We start from the raw sequence: 17,084 nt of genomic DNA on the forward strand, positions 1-17,084 counted from the left end.
CCCCCGCTTCACCCTTCGGCTTGCCGGTAAACGATGGTGGTTTGGCCCACGACGATCCGCGAGCCGTCGCGGAGCGTAGCGCGGGTGGTGTGCTGCCCGTCTACCACGATGCCGTTGGTAGACCCGAGATCCTGGATCGTCGAGGGCGTTCCGGTCCGGATCTCACAGTGCCGGCGCGATACGCCGGGGTCGTCGATCCGCACATCGGCGTCGGTGCTGCGTCCCAGCACCAGCGTCGGGCGGGAGATCTGATGGCGATTGCCGTTGATCTCGATCCAGCGCCGCACCTGCGCACCCGGAAGAGGCCCGGCGCCGGGCCCCTGGGGGCGGCTCGGTACCGGAGCGGGCCCGCCCGGGCGACCGCCCGGGGGCGGCGCGGCGGGCATGGGGGGAGCGCCGGAGGGCTGAGGAGGCGGGTAGCCGTAGCCACCGCCCTGGCCGCCCGCGGGCGGTCTCGCGGGGCTCTGGCCGGCGTTCGTGGGGCCCCCGGAAGGGCCGACCCCGGGGGGACCGGCAGGAGCGCGCTCGGAGCTCTGCGAGGTGCTGGACGCGAGCGTGCGACTGCGCACTCGGTACAGCCCCGTGTCGAGGTCCTCGGCCTTCTCCAGGTGGACCTTGATGGGGCCCATGAAGCTGTACCGCTGCTGCTTGGCGTACTCGCGCACCATCCCGGAGAGCTCGTCGCCGAGCTGTCCCGAGTAGGGGCTCAGACGCTCGAAGTCGGGCGCGCTGAGCTCCACGATGAAGTCATTGGGGACGACGGTCCGCTCGCGGTTCCAGATCGTCGCGTTGTTGTCGCACTCGCGCTGCAGGGCGCCGGCGATCTCGACGGGCTGGACCTCGGACTTGAACACCTTGGCGAAGGTGCCGTTGACGAGACCTTCGAGTCGCTGCTCGAACTTCTTCATGACTCCCATGGGGCACCTCCTCCGTCGTAGTCATCCTGGTACTGCTTACTGATCGTATCCACGCGCCGGGAAATCGGCTGGTTCCCCCTGTCCGCCCAGTCGATGAGTGTCGCCTCTCACAAGGCATGCCCGCACCAGGGTTCCGGGATCCTTCCGGACTCCTCTCGGGCTCCTCTACCAGGGATCGTAGAGGGGGCCTCAAACCAGTGTCCCGCACCCGGCCGCGGAGCTTCGCCGGGTACGGCGCAAGTCGGTCGCCCGGGTCCCGGATCCCTCCGGATCTCTACGCATCACTCGGGCAGGTGCCCCCGAATACGGATGTGAATCCACCCCCGGCAGCGTGCTAATCTTCTGGATGTCGGAAGGCGCTCGCACCAAGCAGTGAGAGACCCAAGACAACACCCATGCGCGGGTGGCGGAATAGGCAGACGCGCTGGATTCAGGTTCCAGTGCCCGAAAGGGCGTGGGGGTTCAACTCCCCCCTCGCGCACCATGTGGAGCGGGTCTCCACCAGGACGGAAGTCCTGGTGGGGGCCCGCTTCTCGCGTTGGGGGCGGACTGCGGGCCGGACGTTGACGGGGTGGGCGGAGTCGCGGGCGGAAGCCGACCGCCGACGGCTCGGCGCCGTCGGCGGTGGCAGGGGTGTCGCGTCGGTGTGAGGAACGCCTCAGAGCTGGTGGCGGGACCCGACGGTTCACGTGGTCCGCGGTCGGTTCAGGTGACGGTGAACCCCTTGAAGAGGGCGTCGCGCATCTCGGCGTAGCGCTCCATGAAGTCGGCGCGGCCCGTGAGGACGTCCGAGATGTGCTGCACGCCGAAGAAGGACGCGACGACGACCCGGGCCAGGGCCTGCGGGTCGGTCTCGGGACGCAGCTGTCCGGCCTCCTTCGCCGCGGCGATGAACCCGACGAGCAGCTTGGACCACCCGACGTACGGCTGGGGCAGGTCGGTGCCGATCAACGAGCGTTCGATCTGCAGCCGGGCGCCGGCCTGGACGATGCTGTCGGTGTGGAAGGCCTCGGCGGTGCGGTCCAGGATCGTCAGCAGGGTCTGGAGCGGCGGCAGTTCCATGGCCTCCACCTGCTCGACGAGGGGCGGCCAGTGCGCGTAGTGCCCTTCCATGACGGCGACGGCCAGCGCCTGCTTGTTGGCGTAGTGGAAGTAGACGGCACCCTTCGTCATCGAGGCGCGTTCGGCGACGGCCTGCAGGGTGACGGTCGGATACCCCTGCTCCGCGAAGATCTCCGCCGCGACCCGCAGGATCTGGGCCTTCGTGCGTCGTGAGCGCTCCTGTTTGGGCTGGCTGGTGGCTTGCTGGGTCGCGCCCGAACTGTTCGTGTTCCGCACCGGCTCCGTCCCCTTCCTGGGTCAGCACTCCGGGATCCCGACGAGTGAGCTGCGGTTGTACGTGCCTTGTAATATACATTCGAGAAGGTATATTTTCCTTCCGCTAGCCGATTGGTAGTCCCACATTCTGGGACTGGGCCGGGGGGGTTCACCTATGTCGATCAGCACGTTTCCGGAAATATGTACCGAGGACGCAAAGCCGGTACGCCATCTCCTCACGTACGACCAGACGGTGCCGCGCACCCTGGTCCACCGTGCGGCCGTGACCGAGGTCTTCCTGACGGACGGTTGCAGGATGGAGGATTCGGAGCGGGTCCTCATCGCGGCCCAGTGGCCGCGCAGCCACGCGCTGTACGAGCCGGACGCGGCGGGGTTCAGTGATCCGGTGCTGCTGGTCGAGACCGTGCGCCAGGCCGCCATCTACACCGCGCACCGCTTCCACGAGGTGCCGCTGGCCCACCGTTTCATCTTCTGCGACCTCGACTTCCAGATCCAGGATCCGGCCCCGCTGCGCGTGGGCGGTGCCCCGCTGCGGGTCGTGCTCGACGGGCGGTTCACGCCCGACACCAACCAGTCCACCAAGCGCTTCGGCGCCCGCTTCGAGACCGCGCTCAAGGTCAACGGCCTGCACTGCGGGCGGGCTTCGGTGCGGCTCCTGTCGGTGGGCGACGAGCTCTACAGCACCCTTCGCTACCGCAGCGCCCCGGCCGGCGGTCCGCAGCCGCCGTGGTCCCGGACGCTGCTCCCGGCCGCCGAGGTGGGGCAGGTCCGCCCGGAGAACGTCCTGTTGAGCAGCGAGGGACCGGGGACGTACGGCATGCACCTGGACACGAAGCACCCCGGGTACTTCGAGCACGCCAGCGACCACGTGCCCGGCATGGCCCTCGTCGAGGCCTTCCGGCAGGCGGGGCACCAGCTGCTGCGTCAGTCCGGCGACCCGCGGTCCCATCTGATGACGGCGTGCGAGGTCAGCTTCGACTGCTTCGGCGAACTGGACGCGCCCGTCACGGTCCAGGCGCACGAAGGGCTCGCGGACGCCCCGGCCGACCGGCTGATCCGGCTGGCTGCGGTCCAGGGCGAACGCACCCTCGCCCGCGCGACTTCCGTGTACCGGCCGCACCGCGTCGTGCCGGCCTGTTGACCGGCATCCGGAACCGAGCGCGCACCCCGAGGGGACGAGCGATGGAACTTCAGCAGCTGCGTGTCTTCCGTGAAGTGGCACGGGAGTTGAGCTTCACCCGGGCGGCCAGGAACCTGCACTGCGCCCAGTCCACCGTCACCGGCCAGATCAAGAGTCTGGAGTCCTCCCTCGACGCCGTGCTGTTCCTGCGTCGCGGGCGCTGCCCGATCGAGCTGACACCGGCGGGCGCGGTGCTGCAGGGCCGGGTGGACCAGATCCTCCAGGCGGTCGACACGACGGGCCGGGAGGTCCGCGGCGCGGTCGGCCGCCGCGGCGACCTGGTCCGGCGTCCGGTCCACCATGCGCACGCCCACCCGCTGTAGGGGCAGGGCGTCGCCGCCGCGCCGTCCTTCGCTCCCTTCCGTCTGCTTCCGTTCGTTTCCGTTCGTTCTCTCCTGACTCGATGCCGCCCGCTCGCGGGCGGTGGCAAGGACTCCATGAACGCCGTTCCGCCGGCCGTCGCATTCTTCGATGTGGACGAGACGCTCATCAACGTCACGAGCCTCTCCCGCTTCCTCGCCTTCCACTGGGACCGGGCGGGCGAGGACCGGGCCCGCTTCCTGCGCGCCCGCGACGAGCACCTCCGTGACCAGGCGGCGGGTGTGCCGCGCAGCCGGCTCAACCGCTCCTTCTACCGCCACTTCCGGGGAGTCCCGGTCGCCGAGCTGAACCGGGCGGGGCGTGCCTGGTTCGCGGCCGAACAGGCGGGGGGAGGCCTCTTCCACCAGCCTGCCGTGGACGCCCTGCGAGGCCACCGCCGCGACGGAGCCCTCGTCGCGCTGGTCTCCGGGTCGTTCCTGCCGTGCCTGGCGCCGATAGCCGAGGAGCTGCGGGCCGACGTGGTCCTGTGCACCACCGCCGAGGAACACGACGGGGTCCTGACCGGGAACGTCGGCACCCCGGTGATCGGTCCGCGGAAGGCGGAGCTCGCCCGGCGGACGATGAGCGGTCACCGGGCGTCCCCACGCGACTGCCACGCCTACGGCGATCACGCCAGCGACGTGGATCTGCTGCGGGCCGTCGGTCACCCGGTGGTGGTCGGCGACGACCCGGTGCTCAACTCCCTTGCGCGGAGCGAGGGATGGGGGCTGCTTGCCGGGCCGGTCCGGCCGCCGGGTGGCGCATGGCGGGCAGCAACGTCTTCCACAGGTGATGTGTCTGCCGGCCGTCCTGTTCCGGCGGCCCGGCGGGAACCGTGTGGGTCTGCCCGAGGAGTACGGCCAGGAACAGCTGGCTGAGCACCTCGGGCCGGTGGCCCGGGTCGATCCCGCCGCTTTCCTGCGCGCCCGCCACCAGGTGCAGCAGCAGGGTCCGCAACTGCTCCACCTGCACGGTGTTCGTGCCCTCGGCCCAAGCCTTCTCGGTCACCAGACGCAGGCCCGCGCGGAACCGCGTGTCGTGCTGCGCGTGGTCGGTGAGCTGGGTCAGGAGCAGGTCGAGCACCCGCAGGGGCTGCGCCCCCGAGGCCTGGGCCGCGTTGAGCAGCGCCTGCCAGCGCTCCTCGAACTGCCGGGTCAGCTCGGCGGCCAGTTCGGCCTTGGAGTCGAAGTGTCCGTAGAGCGCCCCTTTGGTGAGGCCGGTACGCCGGGCGACCACCTGCAAGTTGGTGGCGGCGAACCCCTGTGCGGCGAACTCCACGGCGGCCGCGTCGAGGACCAGCGCGTGCGTACGCCGCGCCCTGTCCTGCTTCCCCATGGTCAGGCCCCCAGCCGGCACCGTCGCTCTCCAAAAATTCCTACGCAACGGAATCTTTTCCTGTAGGGGCGCTGGAGGGCAAGTCAATCCCGTAATTCCGATCGTAAACAGCTTCGTATTCGGACAATCCAGCTGCGTGCAGCCGCGAGATGCCCCGAGACGCCGCAAGAAGGGGACAAGTTGATGCCCACCACCACGCAGGCCGCGGCGACGCGCGCCGTCCGTGCCCATGACGCCGCCGCTCTGGGAGCCCGGTACGCGACGGAGTCGGAGCAGGCGCGCACCCTGCACCCGGCCGTGGCCGACGCCCTGGTCCGGGCCGGCTTCGCGCGCCACTTCGTGCCCGCCGAATTCGGCGGTTCCACCGGCACGTTCGCCGAACTCCTGGAGGCGGTCGCCGAGGTGGGAGAAGGGTGTACCTCCGCCGCCTGGTGGGCCGCGCTGCAGGCCGCCCACGGCAGACTCGCCGCGCATCTCCCCCGCCAGGGCCAGGCCGACCTGTGGGAGACCGGCGCGGACACGCCCGTCGCGGCCGCCGTGGTGCCGCCTGCCGGGGAGCTCGCCGCGGCGCCCGGCGGCTATCTGCTGACCGGGCGGTGGAACCTCGCGAGCGGGGTCGACCACGCCCGCTGGATCCTGCTCGCCGCGCCGGACCTCGGCGGCGGTGGTGGTCAGCGGATACTCGCCGTGCCGCGCGCCGACTTCCTGATCCACGACACCTGGCACAACAGCGGCCTGCGGGGCACCGGGAGTCACAGCGTCACGGTCGACGCCGCTTTCGTGCCCGAGCACCGCACCGTCCTGCGCGACGCGCTGGCCGCGGGGCGCGACGAGGAGGACGCCGCGCGCTGCCACCGCATCCCGTACACCCTGGTCGCGTCTCTGATGTTCGCGGCGCCCGCGCTCGGCGCGGCGCGCGGCGCCCTGCGCGCCTGGACCGCGCTGGCCGCGGGGCGCGCCACGGCGGGCGGTGGCCGCCTCCTCGACGACGACGCCGTCGCGCAGCAGACCCTGGCCGTCTCCTCCGCCGAGGTCGACGCGGCGCATCTGCTGCTGCGGCGCGCGGCCGAACGGGCCGACCGGGCGCCGCTGGACGACCTGCCGGTGGCCCTGAACATGCGTGACGCGGCGGTCGCCGTGGAGATGCTGGTCGGTGCCGTGGAGCGGCTCATCCGCAGCGGCGGCGCACGCGCCCAGGCCGACGGGGAGCCGCTGCAGAGGTTCTGGCGCGATGTGCACGCCCTCGCGGGGCACGGCGCCCTGCGGCTGGCGCCCGCCGCGGCGGCCTACGGCCGGTGGGCGGCGGCCGGGGCGGACCTGCGCTGACGCGCTGCGCCGACGTGGTGGGGTCACGGGCCGTGCGGTGAGCCCGCCCACCGCACGGCCCGCACCCTTCCGAAGAACGGCCCCCGGCATTGCCGGGGGCCGTTCGCGTTGGGGCAGGGGCAGGGGCAGGGGCGGGGGCCGTGTCGGCGCAGGCTGTCGGGCGCCCGGGACACCTGTTATCGGGATCCCTGATCCAATTTGAAACCTTCTCGAAGGAATGATTTTCTCGTTGCAGGCGCCGCCCCCCACCTGGCATCGACCGAGATTGGGTGATCCTCAGTGACGACGGCATATCCCGAACCGACCACCACATTCGCCGCGCACCGCCCGGTCCACCCGGGCGATCAGGGCGGCGGCCACTCCCGCCGTCCTGCCCCTCGGGTCGCGCTCGCCGCCCCGGCCTGTGGCGAGGGAAGCGGCAGGGGAGGCGCGCCGGCCCTGCCGGAGGCGTCCGTCCTGCCCGGCTCCCGTCGCGCCAGACGCGAGGCGTCCGAGGGGGAGCTCACCTGGTGGCAGCGCATGGAGGAACTGCGCTGTCACTTCGAGCGGGCGCTGACGCGTGAGCTCGCCCGCCTCGGGCTGTCCCCGTCGACGTATCTCGCCCTGGAGCAACTCGCTCTGCACCCCGGGCAGTTGCGTATCGCGGAACTCGCCCAGGAGATCCGTCTCAGCCCCTCGTCGACGTCCCGGGTCGTGGACCGCCTGGTCCGGGACGAGCTGGCCGTGCGCATGCCCAGTACGGGCGACCGGCGCACGGTGCACGGCCGGATAACCGAGCGGGGACGCGACCTGTACGAGGCCGCGGTGCCCGCCTACCGGATGGCGCTCGCCCAGACGCTGGACGTCCTGCGCGGAGCCCCGGGCGCCCCGCAGGGCCGCTAGAACAGCTTGTTCAGGAAGTCGGCGAGCTTCGTCTGCATGCGCTCGACCTTCTCCTCCACGGTGAGGGACTCCTGGAGGCGGCCCCCGGGCTGGGCCCGCTTCTTGCCCCGCACGTACAGGGAGCAGGCCAGATTGCTGCAGATGTACTCGCCCACCGTGTCCTCGTTGTTGCCGCTCTCGCGTGCCTTGCGGGCGGTCATCAGCGTCACCCCGCTCGCGGGGTGGGTGGTCAGGCAGATGGAGCACATGGCGCGGTGGTACGCGTTGCCGCTGCGCGGCGCCAACAGGAGCGCGAAGCCCACCAGTCGGCCTTCGTGCTCGGCCACGATGTAGCTGCGCTGCGGCGCGCCCGGGTCACGCCAGCCGAGGAAGTCCAGGTCGTCCCAGGGCAGTTCGGGAAGATCCCGCGGCACCGTGAGCCGACTGGCCTCGCCCTTCGTGCAGTTGACGAACGATGCGCGGATCTGCGGGTCGGTCAATTCCTTCATGATCCCGGACCCTAGCAATGCCTGTGTATATTAGGCAAAGCCCAAGGGGGTCTAGGTTAGAGCCCAGGCGTCACCGCCCCGACGCTGTACAGGAAAGGAAGAGTTCATGTCCGAGGAGATCAGCACCACGAGCGCCCAGGAGGAGGCGCCGGCGGAAGCGGCGGCCGCTCCGCCAGTGGAGCGCTCACCGGTCGTCGTGGCTCTCGTCCTGGCCCTGGGCGCGTTCGTCGCCCTGCTGGACACCACGATCGTCGGCGTCGCCATGCACTCGTTCACCGAGTACTTCGACGCCGGCCTCGCGGACGCGCAGTGGGCGTCCACCGCGTATCTCCTCGCGATGTCGTCGGTCATCCCGGCGACCGGATGGGCGGCTCAGCGCTTCGGCGCGGCGGCCACCTGGACCGCCTCGCTCTCCGTCTTCCTGCTGGGCTCGGTGCTGGCCGGTGCCGCCTGGTCGCTGGGCAGCCTCATCGCCTTCCGGGCGCTCCAGGGCTTCGGCGCCAGCATGCTCTTCCCGCTGATGCGGATCATCGTGGTCGAGGTCGCGGGCCGGGCCCAGATGGGCCGGATGATGACGATGATGGCCGTCCCGCTCCTGGTCGCGCCGGTGCTCGGCCCCGTGCTCGGCGGCACGCTCATCCAGGAGTTCTCCTGGCGGTGGGCGTTCTTCCTGAACGTGCCGATCATCCTCGCGGTGATCGTCCTGTCCGCGCGGCTCCTGCCGAACTCCAAGGGGCAGGCGCCCGGGCGCCTCGATCTCGTCGGACTGCTCACCATGGGCGGTGGTCTGGCCGCGGTCATCCTCGGCTTCAGCAACCTGGCCAAGGGCACGTCGCTGACCAGCACGCCGGTACTCCTGCCGGTCGCGGCGGGCGCGGTCCTGCTCGCGGTGCACGGAGTGCGGGCCGCCCGCGCCCAGACCCCTGGCGTCGTGGACTTCTCGCTCTTCCGCGACCGGATGTTCACGGCCTCGACCTCCATCACCCTGCTCAACAACTTCGGTCTGTACGGAGTCGTGGTGCTGGTTCCGCTGTTCTTCCAGCAGGCCGGCGGCAAGGGCCCGCTGGGCGCCGGAGCGATCATGGTGGCGCAGGGTGTGGGAACGGCGGCCGCGGTGCTGCTCGTCAGCCGGGTCATCGACACCAAGAGCAACCCCCGGGCCCTGGTCCTCGTCGGGCTCCTCCTGGTCGCGGTGGGCCTCACGACCTTCGCCATGGCCGACACCGCGGAGGTGAACGCCCTGCTGCTCGGCGCCCTGTTCGCCCAGGGCATCGGCCTGGCGCTGGCGGCTGCGCCCATCATGGTCACGCTCTACCACTCGCTCCCGGTCACCAGCGTGCCGGCCGCGACCACGGCCAACGCGGTCTCGCAGCAGCTCGGCGGTGCCGTGGGCACCACCGTCGTCGCGCTGCTCCTGCAGCACTACGTCTACTCGGCCGACGGCACGGCGGCGGACTTCGGCCCCGTGTTCTGGTGGGCCCTCGCCTTCGTGGTCGTCACCGCGATTCCCGCGCTGTTCCTCCCGTCGGGCGCCCCCAAGCAGGCCTGAGCAGGCCCCGCGGGCCCGAGCCCGCGGAACCCGCCCCACCCCTCCGTCCAGGAAAGTACTCAGTCATGGCTATCACTTCGCTTGGCCTGGCCAAGGTCCGCAACATCGGGATCATGGCCCACATCGACGCGGGCAAGACGACGACCACCGAGCGGATCCTGTACTACACCGGTGTCTCGTACAAGATCGGCGAGGTCCACGACGGTGCCGCCACCATGGACTGGATGGAGCAGGAGCAGGAGCGCGGCATCACGATCACGTCCGCCGCGACGACCTGCCACTGGCCGCTGGAGGACGTCGACCACACGATCAACATCATCGACACCCCCGGCCACGTCGACTTCACCGTCGAGGTCGAGCGCAACCTCCGGGTGCTCGACGGCGCCGTGACCGTGTTCGACGGCGTCGCCGGTGTCGAGCCGCAGTCCGAGACCGTCTGGCGCCAGGCGGACCGCTACGGCGTGCCGCGGATCTGCTTCGTCAACAAGCTGGACCGCACCGGGGCGGAGTTCCACCGCTGCGTCACCATGATCACCGACAGGCTCGGCGCGACCCCGCTGGTCATGCAGCTGCCCATCGGGGCGGAGGCCGACTTCAAGGGCGTCGTCGACCTGGTGACGATGAAGGCGTACGTCTGGTCGGCCGATGCCGCCAAGGGCGAGGCCTACGACACCGTCGAGATCCCCGCCACGCACACCGAGGCCGCCGCCGAGTGGCGCGGCAAGCTGCTCGAGGCCGTCGCGGAGAACGACGAAGAGCTCATGGAGCTGTACCTGGAGGGCCAGGACCCCTCGGTGGAGCAGCTGTACGCCGCGATCCGGCGCATCACCATCGCGTCGGGCAAGTCCTCGGACACCACGGTCACCCCGGTGTTCTGCGGCACCGCGTTCAAGAACAAGGGCGTCCAGCCCCTGCTCGACGCGGTCGTGCGCTATCTCCCGTCCCCCCTGGACGTCGAGGCCATCGAGGGCCACGCGGTGAACGACCCCGAGGAGGTCGTGCTGCGCAGGCCCGCCGACGACGAGCCGCTCGCGGCGCTCGCGTTCAAGATCGCCAGCGACCCGCACCTGGGCAAGCTCACCTTCATCCGGGTCTACTCCGGCCGCCTGGACGCCGGCACCGCGGTGCTCAACTCCGTCAAGGGCAAGCGGGAACGCATCGGCAAGATCTACCGGATGCACGCCAACAAGCGCACGGAGATCGACTCGGTGGGCGCCGGTGACATCGTCGCCGTCATGGGCCTGAAGCAGACCACCACCGGCGAGACGCTGTGCGACGACAAGAGCCCGGTCATCCTGGAGTCCATGGACTTCCCGGCCCCGGTCATCGAGGTGGCGATCGAGCCCAAGTCCAAGGGCGACCAGGAGAAGCTGGGCGTCGCCATCCAGCGCCTGGCCGAGGAGGACCCGTCCTTCCGCGTCAAGACCGACGAGGAGACCGGGCAGACCATCATCGCCGGGATGGGCGAACTCCACCTCGACATCCTCGTCGACCGCATGAAGCGCGAGTTCAAGGTCGAGGCGAACGTCGGCAAGCCGCAGGTCGCCTACCGCGAGACGCTGCGCAGGACCGTCCCGAAGCACGACTTCACGCACAAGAAGCAGACGGGCGGCTCCGGCCAGTTCGCGAAGGTGCAGATCGCACTCGAACCCCTCGACGGCGACGGCTACGAGTTCGAGAACAAGGTCAGCGGCGGCCGTGTCCCGCGCGAGTACATCCCGTCCGTGGACGCCGGCTGCCAGGAGGCCATGGACTTCGGCGTGCTCGCCGGTTACCCCCTCACGGGTGTCCGGGTGGTCCTCCTGGACGGCGCCTACCACGAGGTCGACTCCTCCGAGATGGCCTTCAAGATCGCCGGTTCGATGGCCTTCAAGGAGGCCGCGCGCCTGGCCTCCCCCGCCCTGCTCGAACCGATGATGAAGGTCGAGGTGACGACGCCCGAGGAGTACATGGGCGATGTCATCGGAGACATCAACTCCCGCCGCGGTCAGATCCAGTCCATGGAGGACCGCCACGGCGTCAAGCTCGTCACCGGTCTGGTGCCGTTGTCGGAGATGTTCGGCTACGTCGGGGACCTCCGCAGCAAGACCTCGGGCCGGGCGAACTACTCGATGCAGTTCGACTCCTACGCCGAGGTCCCCCGGAGCGTCGCCGAGGAGATCATCGCGAAGACCAAGGGCGAATAGCGGCCCGGACGGACCCTGGACGGCCCGCCCCGGCACAGACACCGAACGCCGTGGCGGGAGGCCCTTCACAGGGAGCCTCCCGCCACGGCGTTCGTGCGTCTTGGCCCTCAGCCGCCGCGCACCGCTCCCGACCGCGCGTCGAGGCGCAGGCTCTGCGCGTAGTCGGGGAGGATGCCGAGCTCCTTCGCCTCGGCCAGCGTCGGGGCCGCGCGGTCGCGGTCCGACAGGACGAGGTCCAGGCCCTGCGGGTAGGGCAGGGCGATGTCGGGGTCCAGCGGGTGGATGGCGTGCTCCCGCTGGGGTTCGTAGCCGGTGGAGAGCAGGTAGGAGATGGTGGTGTCGTCCTCCAGGGCCACGAACAGGTGCCCGACCCCGATCGGGATGTGCACCGACCGGCGGTCCTGCGGATCGAGCTCCACCGAGTCCCACATGCCGAAGGTCGGGGAGCCCACCCGGGTGTCGATGATGTAGTCGACGGCCTTCCCGCGCGTGCAGTAGGCGTACTTCCCCATGCCGGGCGGAATCGCGGTGAAGTGGATGCCGCGCACGACGCCCCGCTTGGAGACGCTGTAGCTGGACTGCACCACCGGGTAGAGCGGGCGCCCCACGGCCTTCGTGAACACGTCCTCCTGGTAGGGCGAGAGGAAGACGCCGCGCGCGTCCCCGAACACCTGCGGGGTGAACTCGTAGGCCCCTTCGATCTTCAACTGGCGTACCTGCACCGGTTTCTCCTCATGTAGTGACGGTGTGCCGCCCCGGGACGGCACACCGAACGCGTTCAGAACGGACCCTGGAACCCTGCGGACACATCGGCCAGCTGCGGCAGCACGGCCTCCCGCTCGCCGCACACGTCCAGGCAGGCGGACACGATGCTGCTCGCGCCGGGGTGGAAGGCCTCCTCCAGCGGGCGCGACACGGGCGCCGGGCTGTCCGGCAGCGACACGCGGCGTACCGGCGCGCGCAGCATGTGCGGGACGTGTTCGGCGACCACCGCGGCCACCTCGGAGGTGAACCCGTACCGGGCCCAGCTGGTGTCGGCGACGACGAGCCGCCCGGTCTTGGCGACGGACTCGCAGATGATGCCCTCGTCCAGCGGACGCAGACTGCGTACGTCCACCACCTCGACGCTGATGCCGCGCTCGGCCAGCTGCTCGGCCGCGCGCTCCGCCTCGTGCACCATCAACGACGCCGCGACGACGGTGACATCGCTGCCCGCGCGTGCGATGCGGCCGATGCCGAACGGCGTCGGTATCGGCTCCTCGGGGACCTCGCCGGTGAGCTGGTAGAGGTTGCGGTTCTCGATCAGTACGACGGGGGTGTCACCGGTCAGGGCCTGCACCAGCATGCCCTTGGCGTCGGCCGGGGTGGCGGGCGTCGCCACATGCAGCCCCGCGTAGTGCGCGAACGTCGCGTGGGGGCTCTGGGAGTGGGTGGAACCCTGCCCCCAGCCCCGTCCGACGACACCGCGGGTCACCACCGGGACGCCGCCCTTGTCGCCGCCGTAGGTGTAGCGCCACTTGGCGGCCATGTTCACGATCGGGTCCATGGCGAGGAACATGAAGTCCGCGCGGACGTGCACCACGAGGGGGCGCTGTCCCGCGGCGGCGGCTCCGATGGCGAAGCCGGCCGTGGCGTTCTCCGCGTTGGGCATGTCGACCACCCGGCCGGGGCCGAACCGGGCGAAGGCCTCCTTCGTGGTGCCGAAACTGCCGCTCACGTCGTCGACGCCCTCGCCGGCGACGAAGATCCGCTCATCGCGTTCCATGCACTGCACGGTGGCTTCGCTGATGGCCTGCCAGTAGGTCAGGGTGCGCATATCCGGTCTCTCTTCCCTGGGATGTGCGGTGGTCAGTGGGTCGCGGGCAGATACGCGCCGTCGAGCAGACGGGCGGTGTCCGGGAACGGCAGCGCCTTGGCGCGGTCGATCGCCGCGTGGATCTCCTGGCGGAACTCGGTGCGCCAGGCGGACACGGCCGCGTCGATGTCGGGCTCGTCCGCGCGCAGGGCGTCCGTGGCCCGCAGGATCGGGCAGCCCGCCATCCAGGAGTCGATCTCCTCCTGGGAGCGGTAGCCGTGGTCGTGGTCGAGACCGGGCCCCACGTGGGCGCGCCACCGGTACGTCGCCAGTTCGAGCAGGACCGGTCCCTCGCCGCGGCGGGCGTGCTCCACCGCGTCCCGCGCCGCCGCCTCGACGGCGAACACGTCGTTGCCGTCGACCGACAGGGCCCGCACTCCGGCGGCCTCGGCGCGCCCGTGCACCGAGGTGCCCTCGGCATGCCGGACACCCAGCGGCGAGGAGATCGAGTACAGGTTGTTCTCACAGACGAAGACCACCGGAATCCGGTGCACCGCCGCGAAGTTCAGGGATTCGGCGAACACGCCCTCGTCGGCCGCGCCGTCACCGAAGAAGGTGAGCGCGACGCGCTTCTCACCGGTGCGGGCGAACGTCCAGCCGGTGCCGACGGCCACGGAGATCATCTCGCCGAGGATGGCGGCCGAGCCCGCGAAGCCCACCGACTGGTCCATCACGTGCATCGAGCCGCCACGGCCGCGGGAGCAGCCGTCCTCCTTGCCGTAGAGCTCGGCCACCAGCGCTTCGAGGTCGCCGCCCTTGGCGAGGTAGGGCGCGTGCGAGCGGTGCCCCGAGTAGAGCCAGTCCGCGGTGGTGGTGGCCGAGCACACCCCCACCGCGGTCGCCTCCTGCCCGATGGAGAAGTGCGTGGGCGTACGCATCTCCTGCTCGTCGCGGTAGTAGTCGGCGAGGATCTCCTCCACCGTGCGGATGCGCACCATGTCCCGGATCAGCCGGGCGCGGGCAGACACCATCTTCAAGTCCTTTCGGTGTGTTTGCGTCACTGCGGCCCGGTGAGCAGGCTCCGCAGGCAGGCGACGAGGCTGCGGGCTTCCACGTTGAGGTAGTAGCTGTGGCGCAGCAGGTCCGTCAGCTGCCGCAGGGTCACCCAGCGGAAGTCGGGGTGGTCGTCGGCGGCGTGGCCGTCGGTGTCGGCGTTGTCGTCCGTCTCGACGACCAGGTAGCGGTTGCGGGTGCGGTAGAAGCGCCCGCCCTCTTCGGACAGGACGGTGTCGAACCGGATGCGCCGGGGGTCGGCGGCGAGCACCTCGTCGAGGAAGGCAGGCCGGGCCTCGGCCGGCAGGACGGTGTAGTTGTCCGGGGTGCACTGCACCGTCGGGGCCAGCTCGATGACGTCGTTGTGGCCCGCTTCGGCCTTGGCCTGCACGAGGACGTGCAGGACGCCGTCGATCCGGCGGGTCAGGAACGCGATCAGACCGGTCCGTTCGGCGGCGATCATGGGCTGGGTCCACCGGTCGACCTCGCGGCCCCTGGCGCGCACCCGTACGCCCATCACGTCGAAGAAGAGCCCGCTCTCGTGGCTGATCCGGCCGTCCGTCTCGTGCCATCCGGTGACCTGGTCCAACGGCACCCGGTGGACCAGGAGTTCCGTGGTGCTGCGCGACTCGGTGATCCAGTTCAGGATCTCGGCCGTGGTGTGCCGGCCGCCGTCGGCGCCGATCTCGCAGGACCTGAGCAGCGCGGCCTGGAACGCGTCCGGCTCCCGGGGCGCGGCGCGGGCGACGCCGGGGCCGGTGATGGGCAGACAGGACAGCACGGCGCGGGAGTCCATGTTCACCATGTCGTCCAGGGCGAGCAGTTCATGGATCTGACTCAGCGTCAGCCAGCGGAAACCGTCGTGCACCGGGACGGGTTCGCGGACCTCGACGATCATGTTGCGGTTGCGCTTGCGGTAGAACCAGGCGCCCTGCTCGGACTGGCGTACGTCGGCGATGACCGTGTGCCGTGCGGCGTCGCGGAAGTACTCGACATAGGGGACCGGACGCCCGCGGTGGGCGCCGGTGTAGTTGCTGCGGGTGGCCTGCACCGTGGGTGACAGCTGGAGCCCGTTGTGGTTGCCCGGCTCCACCTTCGCCTGCATCAGGAAGTGGGCGACGCCGTCGAACTCGGACGTCAGGATGCCGAGGATGCCGGTCTCGGGCTGGTTGATGACCGGTTGGCTCCAGCCGGGGACCGCGGCGCCGGGCCGCTCGACCGCGACTCCCCCGACGGAGAAGAAGCGCCCGCTCTCGTGCACGAGGTTGCCGGTGCCCGGCTCGCGGTGCCAGCCGGTCAGCTCGTCGAGCGGGACGGGCTCCACCTCGGTGGAGGACCGTTCGGCGCACGCGGCGAACCACCGGTGGTAGTCGGAGAGCGCCGTCATCAGGCCGCCTCCGCCCGCTCGCCCACCAGGCGTTCCAGCGTCGCGACCAGGTCGGCGGGGGAGGGCTGGGCCAGCAGCTCGGCACGCATCCTGGCGGCGCCCGCGGCGAAGCGGGGCTCGTCCAGGAGCCGGGCGACGTGATCGCGGACGGTGTCGGCGGTCGCGCTGTCGGCGGGCAGGGCGAGCCCCGCCTCCAGCTCCTCCTGCCGCCGGGCGATCATCAGGGTGTCGTAGCCGTGGCCCAGGACCAGTTGGGGCACGCCGTGGTGGACGGCGGTGAGACGGGAGCCGATGCCGCCGTGGTGCACGACGGCGTCGCAGGTGGGCAGCAGGTCGTGGAGCGGGACGAAGTCCACCAGGCGGACGTTGTCCGGGAGCCGGCCGAGCCCGGCCGCGTCGTCGGCGCTCAGGGTGGCGACGACCTCCACGTCCAGGCCGGCGAGACCGGCGAGGATGTCGCCGACCGTGGTCGTCGTGTTCTCGATCTCGTTCGAGAGGCCCAGCGTGAGGCACACCCGCCTGCGCCCGGCCGGTTCGCGCAGCCAGTCGGGCACCACGGAGGGCCCGTTGTAGGGGATGTACCGCAGGCTCTCGACGGGGCCCGCGGTGTCCAGGCGGGTGCCGGGCACCGATGTGTCGATGGTGAAATCGCCGGTGCGCAGCCGCTCGGTCCACGTGCCGCCGAGCCGGTGCATGGTCTCCTCCAGCCACTCGCGGGTGGGGTCCTCGCGGTGCGCCGGGGGCTGCTCGTCGTGGCGGCGCAGGAACGCCTCGCGGGCCCGGCCGATGAAGTCCAGGCCGTACACGAACCGGGCGTGCGGTACGCCGATGAGTTCGGCGGCCACGGCGCCGGCGACGGTGAGCTGCTCCCAGACGACGAGGTCGGGCTGCCAGTGGCGGGCGTAGGCGACCATCTCGTCGATCACCGGGTCGTTGTTGATCCCGGCGTACAGGGCGGACACGAGAACCTTCTCCAGGCCGAGCAGCCCCTCCCAGCTCCAGGCCGCGGCGTCGGTCATCGGCCAGTCGAAGGTGCCGAGGAAGTCGGACGCGCCGTTGCCCATCAACTGTCCGTACAGCTCGGGCTCGTAGGTGTCGTTGCGGTACCAGCCGGGCTCGCCGACCGGCACGGCGGTCATGCCGCTGCCGGTGGTGGTCTCCGTCAGGTCGGGGTGCCCCGTGACGCGCACCTCGTGCCCGGCCGCGCGCAGCGCCCAGGCCAGCGGCAGCATCGGCTGGAAGTGCGTCGGGTGGGGCATGCTGGCGAACAGAATCTTCATGACGTGTT

At 70.8% G+C, this 17,084-nt stretch carries 15 protein-coding genes, 1 tRNA gene and 1 pseudogene; 8 read left to right on the plus strand and 9 right to left on the minus strand.

Translation table 11 applies throughout. From position 1 onward, the window contains the following. Nucleotides 1-8 precede the first annotated feature (8 nt). The gene (locus ACZ6ZP_RS20085; RefSeq protein ID WP_351169097.1) at nucleotides 9-917 is read right to left on the minus strand and encodes a DUF3662 and FHA domain-containing protein; all 909 of its coding nucleotides are present in this window, start codon (nucleotides 915-917) and stop codon (nucleotides 9-11) included. Nucleotides 918-1,314: 397 nt separating this feature from the next. Between ACZ6ZP_RS20085 and ACZ6ZP_RS20090 the strand changes: the two genes are divergently transcribed. Then, a tRNA-Leu gene (locus ACZ6ZP_RS20090) sits at nucleotides 1,315-1,401 on the plus strand. A 221-nt stretch (nucleotides 1,402-1,622) separates the two neighbouring features. On the opposite strand, the gene ACZ6ZP_RS20095 is transcribed toward ACZ6ZP_RS20090, so the two are convergent. Beyond that, a complete protein-coding gene (locus tag ACZ6ZP_RS20095) occupies nucleotides 1,623-2,255 on the minus strand; it encodes a ScbR family autoregulator-binding transcription factor (protein WP_351169094.1) in 633 nt (210 codons plus the stop codon). Nucleotides 2,256-2,409: 154 nt separating this feature from the next. Here ACZ6ZP_RS20095 and ACZ6ZP_RS20100 point away from each other — a divergent pair, with 154 nt between their 5' ends. The 3 genes and pseudogenes from ACZ6ZP_RS20100 to ACZ6ZP_RS20110 all read left to right on the plus strand — a co-directional run. After that, nucleotides 2,410-3,396 carry a ScbA/BarX family gamma-butyrolactone biosynthesis protein gene (locus ACZ6ZP_RS20100; RefSeq protein ID WP_351169091.1) on the plus strand — a complete coding sequence of 329 codons (987 nt, stop codon included), beginning with the start codon at nucleotides 2,410-2,412 and terminating at the stop codon, nucleotides 3,394-3,396. A 41-nt stretch (nucleotides 3,397-3,437) separates the two neighbouring features. Beyond that, entirely contained in the window at nucleotides 3,438-3,758 is a 321-nt protein-coding gene (locus ACZ6ZP_RS20105) for a LysR family transcriptional regulator (RefSeq protein ID WP_351169088.1), read from the plus strand. A 114-nt stretch (nucleotides 3,759-3,872) separates the two neighbouring features. After that, nucleotides 3,873-4,472 (plus strand): annotated as a pseudogene (locus ACZ6ZP_RS20110) (HAD family hydrolase); the annotation flags it as partial. A 19-nt stretch (nucleotides 4,473-4,491) separates the two neighbouring features. Here the strand turns inward: ACZ6ZP_RS20110 and ACZ6ZP_RS20115 are convergent. Next, the gene (locus ACZ6ZP_RS20115; RefSeq protein ID WP_351169085.1) at nucleotides 4,492-5,130 is read right to left on the minus strand and encodes a helix-turn-helix domain-containing protein; all 639 of its coding nucleotides are present in this window, start codon (nucleotides 5,128-5,130) and stop codon (nucleotides 4,492-4,494) included. Nucleotides 5,131-5,313: 183 nt separating this feature from the next. Here ACZ6ZP_RS20115 and ACZ6ZP_RS20120 point away from each other — a divergent pair, with 183 nt between their 5' ends. Further along, complete coding sequence (locus ACZ6ZP_RS20120; protein WP_351169082.1) at nucleotides 5,314-6,456, plus strand: acyl-CoA dehydrogenase family protein; 1,143 nt, start codon at nucleotides 5,314-5,316, stop codon at nucleotides 6,454-6,456. Between the two features lie 279 nt (nucleotides 6,457-6,735). Then, the gene (locus ACZ6ZP_RS20125) at nucleotides 6,736-7,338 is read left to right on the plus strand and encodes a MarR family winged helix-turn-helix transcriptional regulator (RefSeq protein WP_366461906.1); all 603 of its coding nucleotides are present in this window, start codon (nucleotides 6,736-6,738) and stop codon (nucleotides 7,336-7,338) included. On the opposite strand, the gene ACZ6ZP_RS20130 is transcribed toward ACZ6ZP_RS20125, so the two are convergent. Beyond that, nucleotides 7,335-7,826 carry an FBP domain-containing protein gene (locus ACZ6ZP_RS20130; protein WP_469407742.1) on the minus strand — a complete coding sequence of 164 codons (492 nt, stop codon included), beginning with the start codon at nucleotides 7,824-7,826 and terminating at the stop codon, nucleotides 7,335-7,337. The genes ACZ6ZP_RS20125 and ACZ6ZP_RS20130 overlap by 4 nt on opposite strands. Nucleotides 7,827-7,932: 106 nt before the next feature. Here ACZ6ZP_RS20130 and ACZ6ZP_RS20135 point away from each other — a divergent pair, with 106 nt between their 5' ends. Further along, complete coding sequence (locus ACZ6ZP_RS20135; protein ID WP_351169073.1) at nucleotides 7,933-9,375, plus strand: DHA2 family efflux MFS transporter permease subunit; 1,443 nt, start codon at nucleotides 7,933-7,935, stop codon at nucleotides 9,373-9,375. A gap of 65 nt (nucleotides 9,376-9,440) precedes the next feature. Next, the gene (fusA, locus tag ACZ6ZP_RS20140; RefSeq protein WP_351169070.1) at nucleotides 9,441-11,561 is read left to right on the plus strand and encodes an elongation factor G; all 2,121 of its coding nucleotides are present in this window, start codon (nucleotides 9,441-9,443) and stop codon (nucleotides 11,559-11,561) included. Nucleotides 11,562-11,668: 107 nt separating this feature from the next. Here the strand turns inward: fusA and ACZ6ZP_RS20145 are convergent, their stop codons facing one another. The 5 genes from ACZ6ZP_RS20145 to ACZ6ZP_RS20165 are packed head-to-tail and all read right to left on the minus strand — an operon-like array spanning nucleotide 11,669 to nucleotide 17,076. Further along, a complete protein-coding gene (locus ACZ6ZP_RS20145; RefSeq protein ID WP_383815644.1) occupies nucleotides 11,669-12,283 on the minus strand; it encodes a dTDP-4-dehydrorhamnose 3,5-epimerase family protein in 615 nt (204 codons plus the stop codon). Nucleotides 12,284-12,339: 56 nt separating this feature from the next. Next, on the minus strand, nucleotides 12,340-13,377 hold the full coding sequence (locus ACZ6ZP_RS20150) for an alpha-ketoacid dehydrogenase subunit beta (RefSeq protein ID WP_351169064.1): 1,038 nt from the start codon (nucleotides 13,375-13,377) through the stop codon (nucleotides 12,340-12,342). A gap of 32 nt (nucleotides 13,378-13,409) precedes the next feature. Further along, nucleotides 13,410-14,387: a thiamine pyrophosphate-dependent dehydrogenase E1 component subunit alpha gene (locus tag ACZ6ZP_RS20155; RefSeq protein WP_351169061.1), complete on the minus strand. Its 978-nt coding sequence runs from the start codon at nucleotides 14,385-14,387 to the stop codon at nucleotides 13,410-13,412. Nucleotides 14,388-14,413: 26 nt separating this feature from the next. Beyond that, nucleotides 14,414-15,796, minus strand: a complete 1,383-nt coding sequence (locus ACZ6ZP_RS20160; protein ID WP_469407743.1) for an NDP-hexose 2,3-dehydratase family protein — start codon at nucleotides 15,794-15,796, stop codon at nucleotides 14,414-14,416. Further along, entirely contained in the window at nucleotides 15,796-17,076 is a 1,281-nt protein-coding gene (locus ACZ6ZP_RS20165; protein WP_361466611.1) for an activator-dependent family glycosyltransferase, read from the minus strand. The genes ACZ6ZP_RS20160 and ACZ6ZP_RS20165 overlap by 1 nt, the downstream gene beginning before the upstream one ends. Nucleotides 17,077-17,084 lie beyond the last annotated feature (8 nt).

The sequence above is a fragment of the Streptomyces sp. NPDC054047 genome (assembly GCF_055585065.1).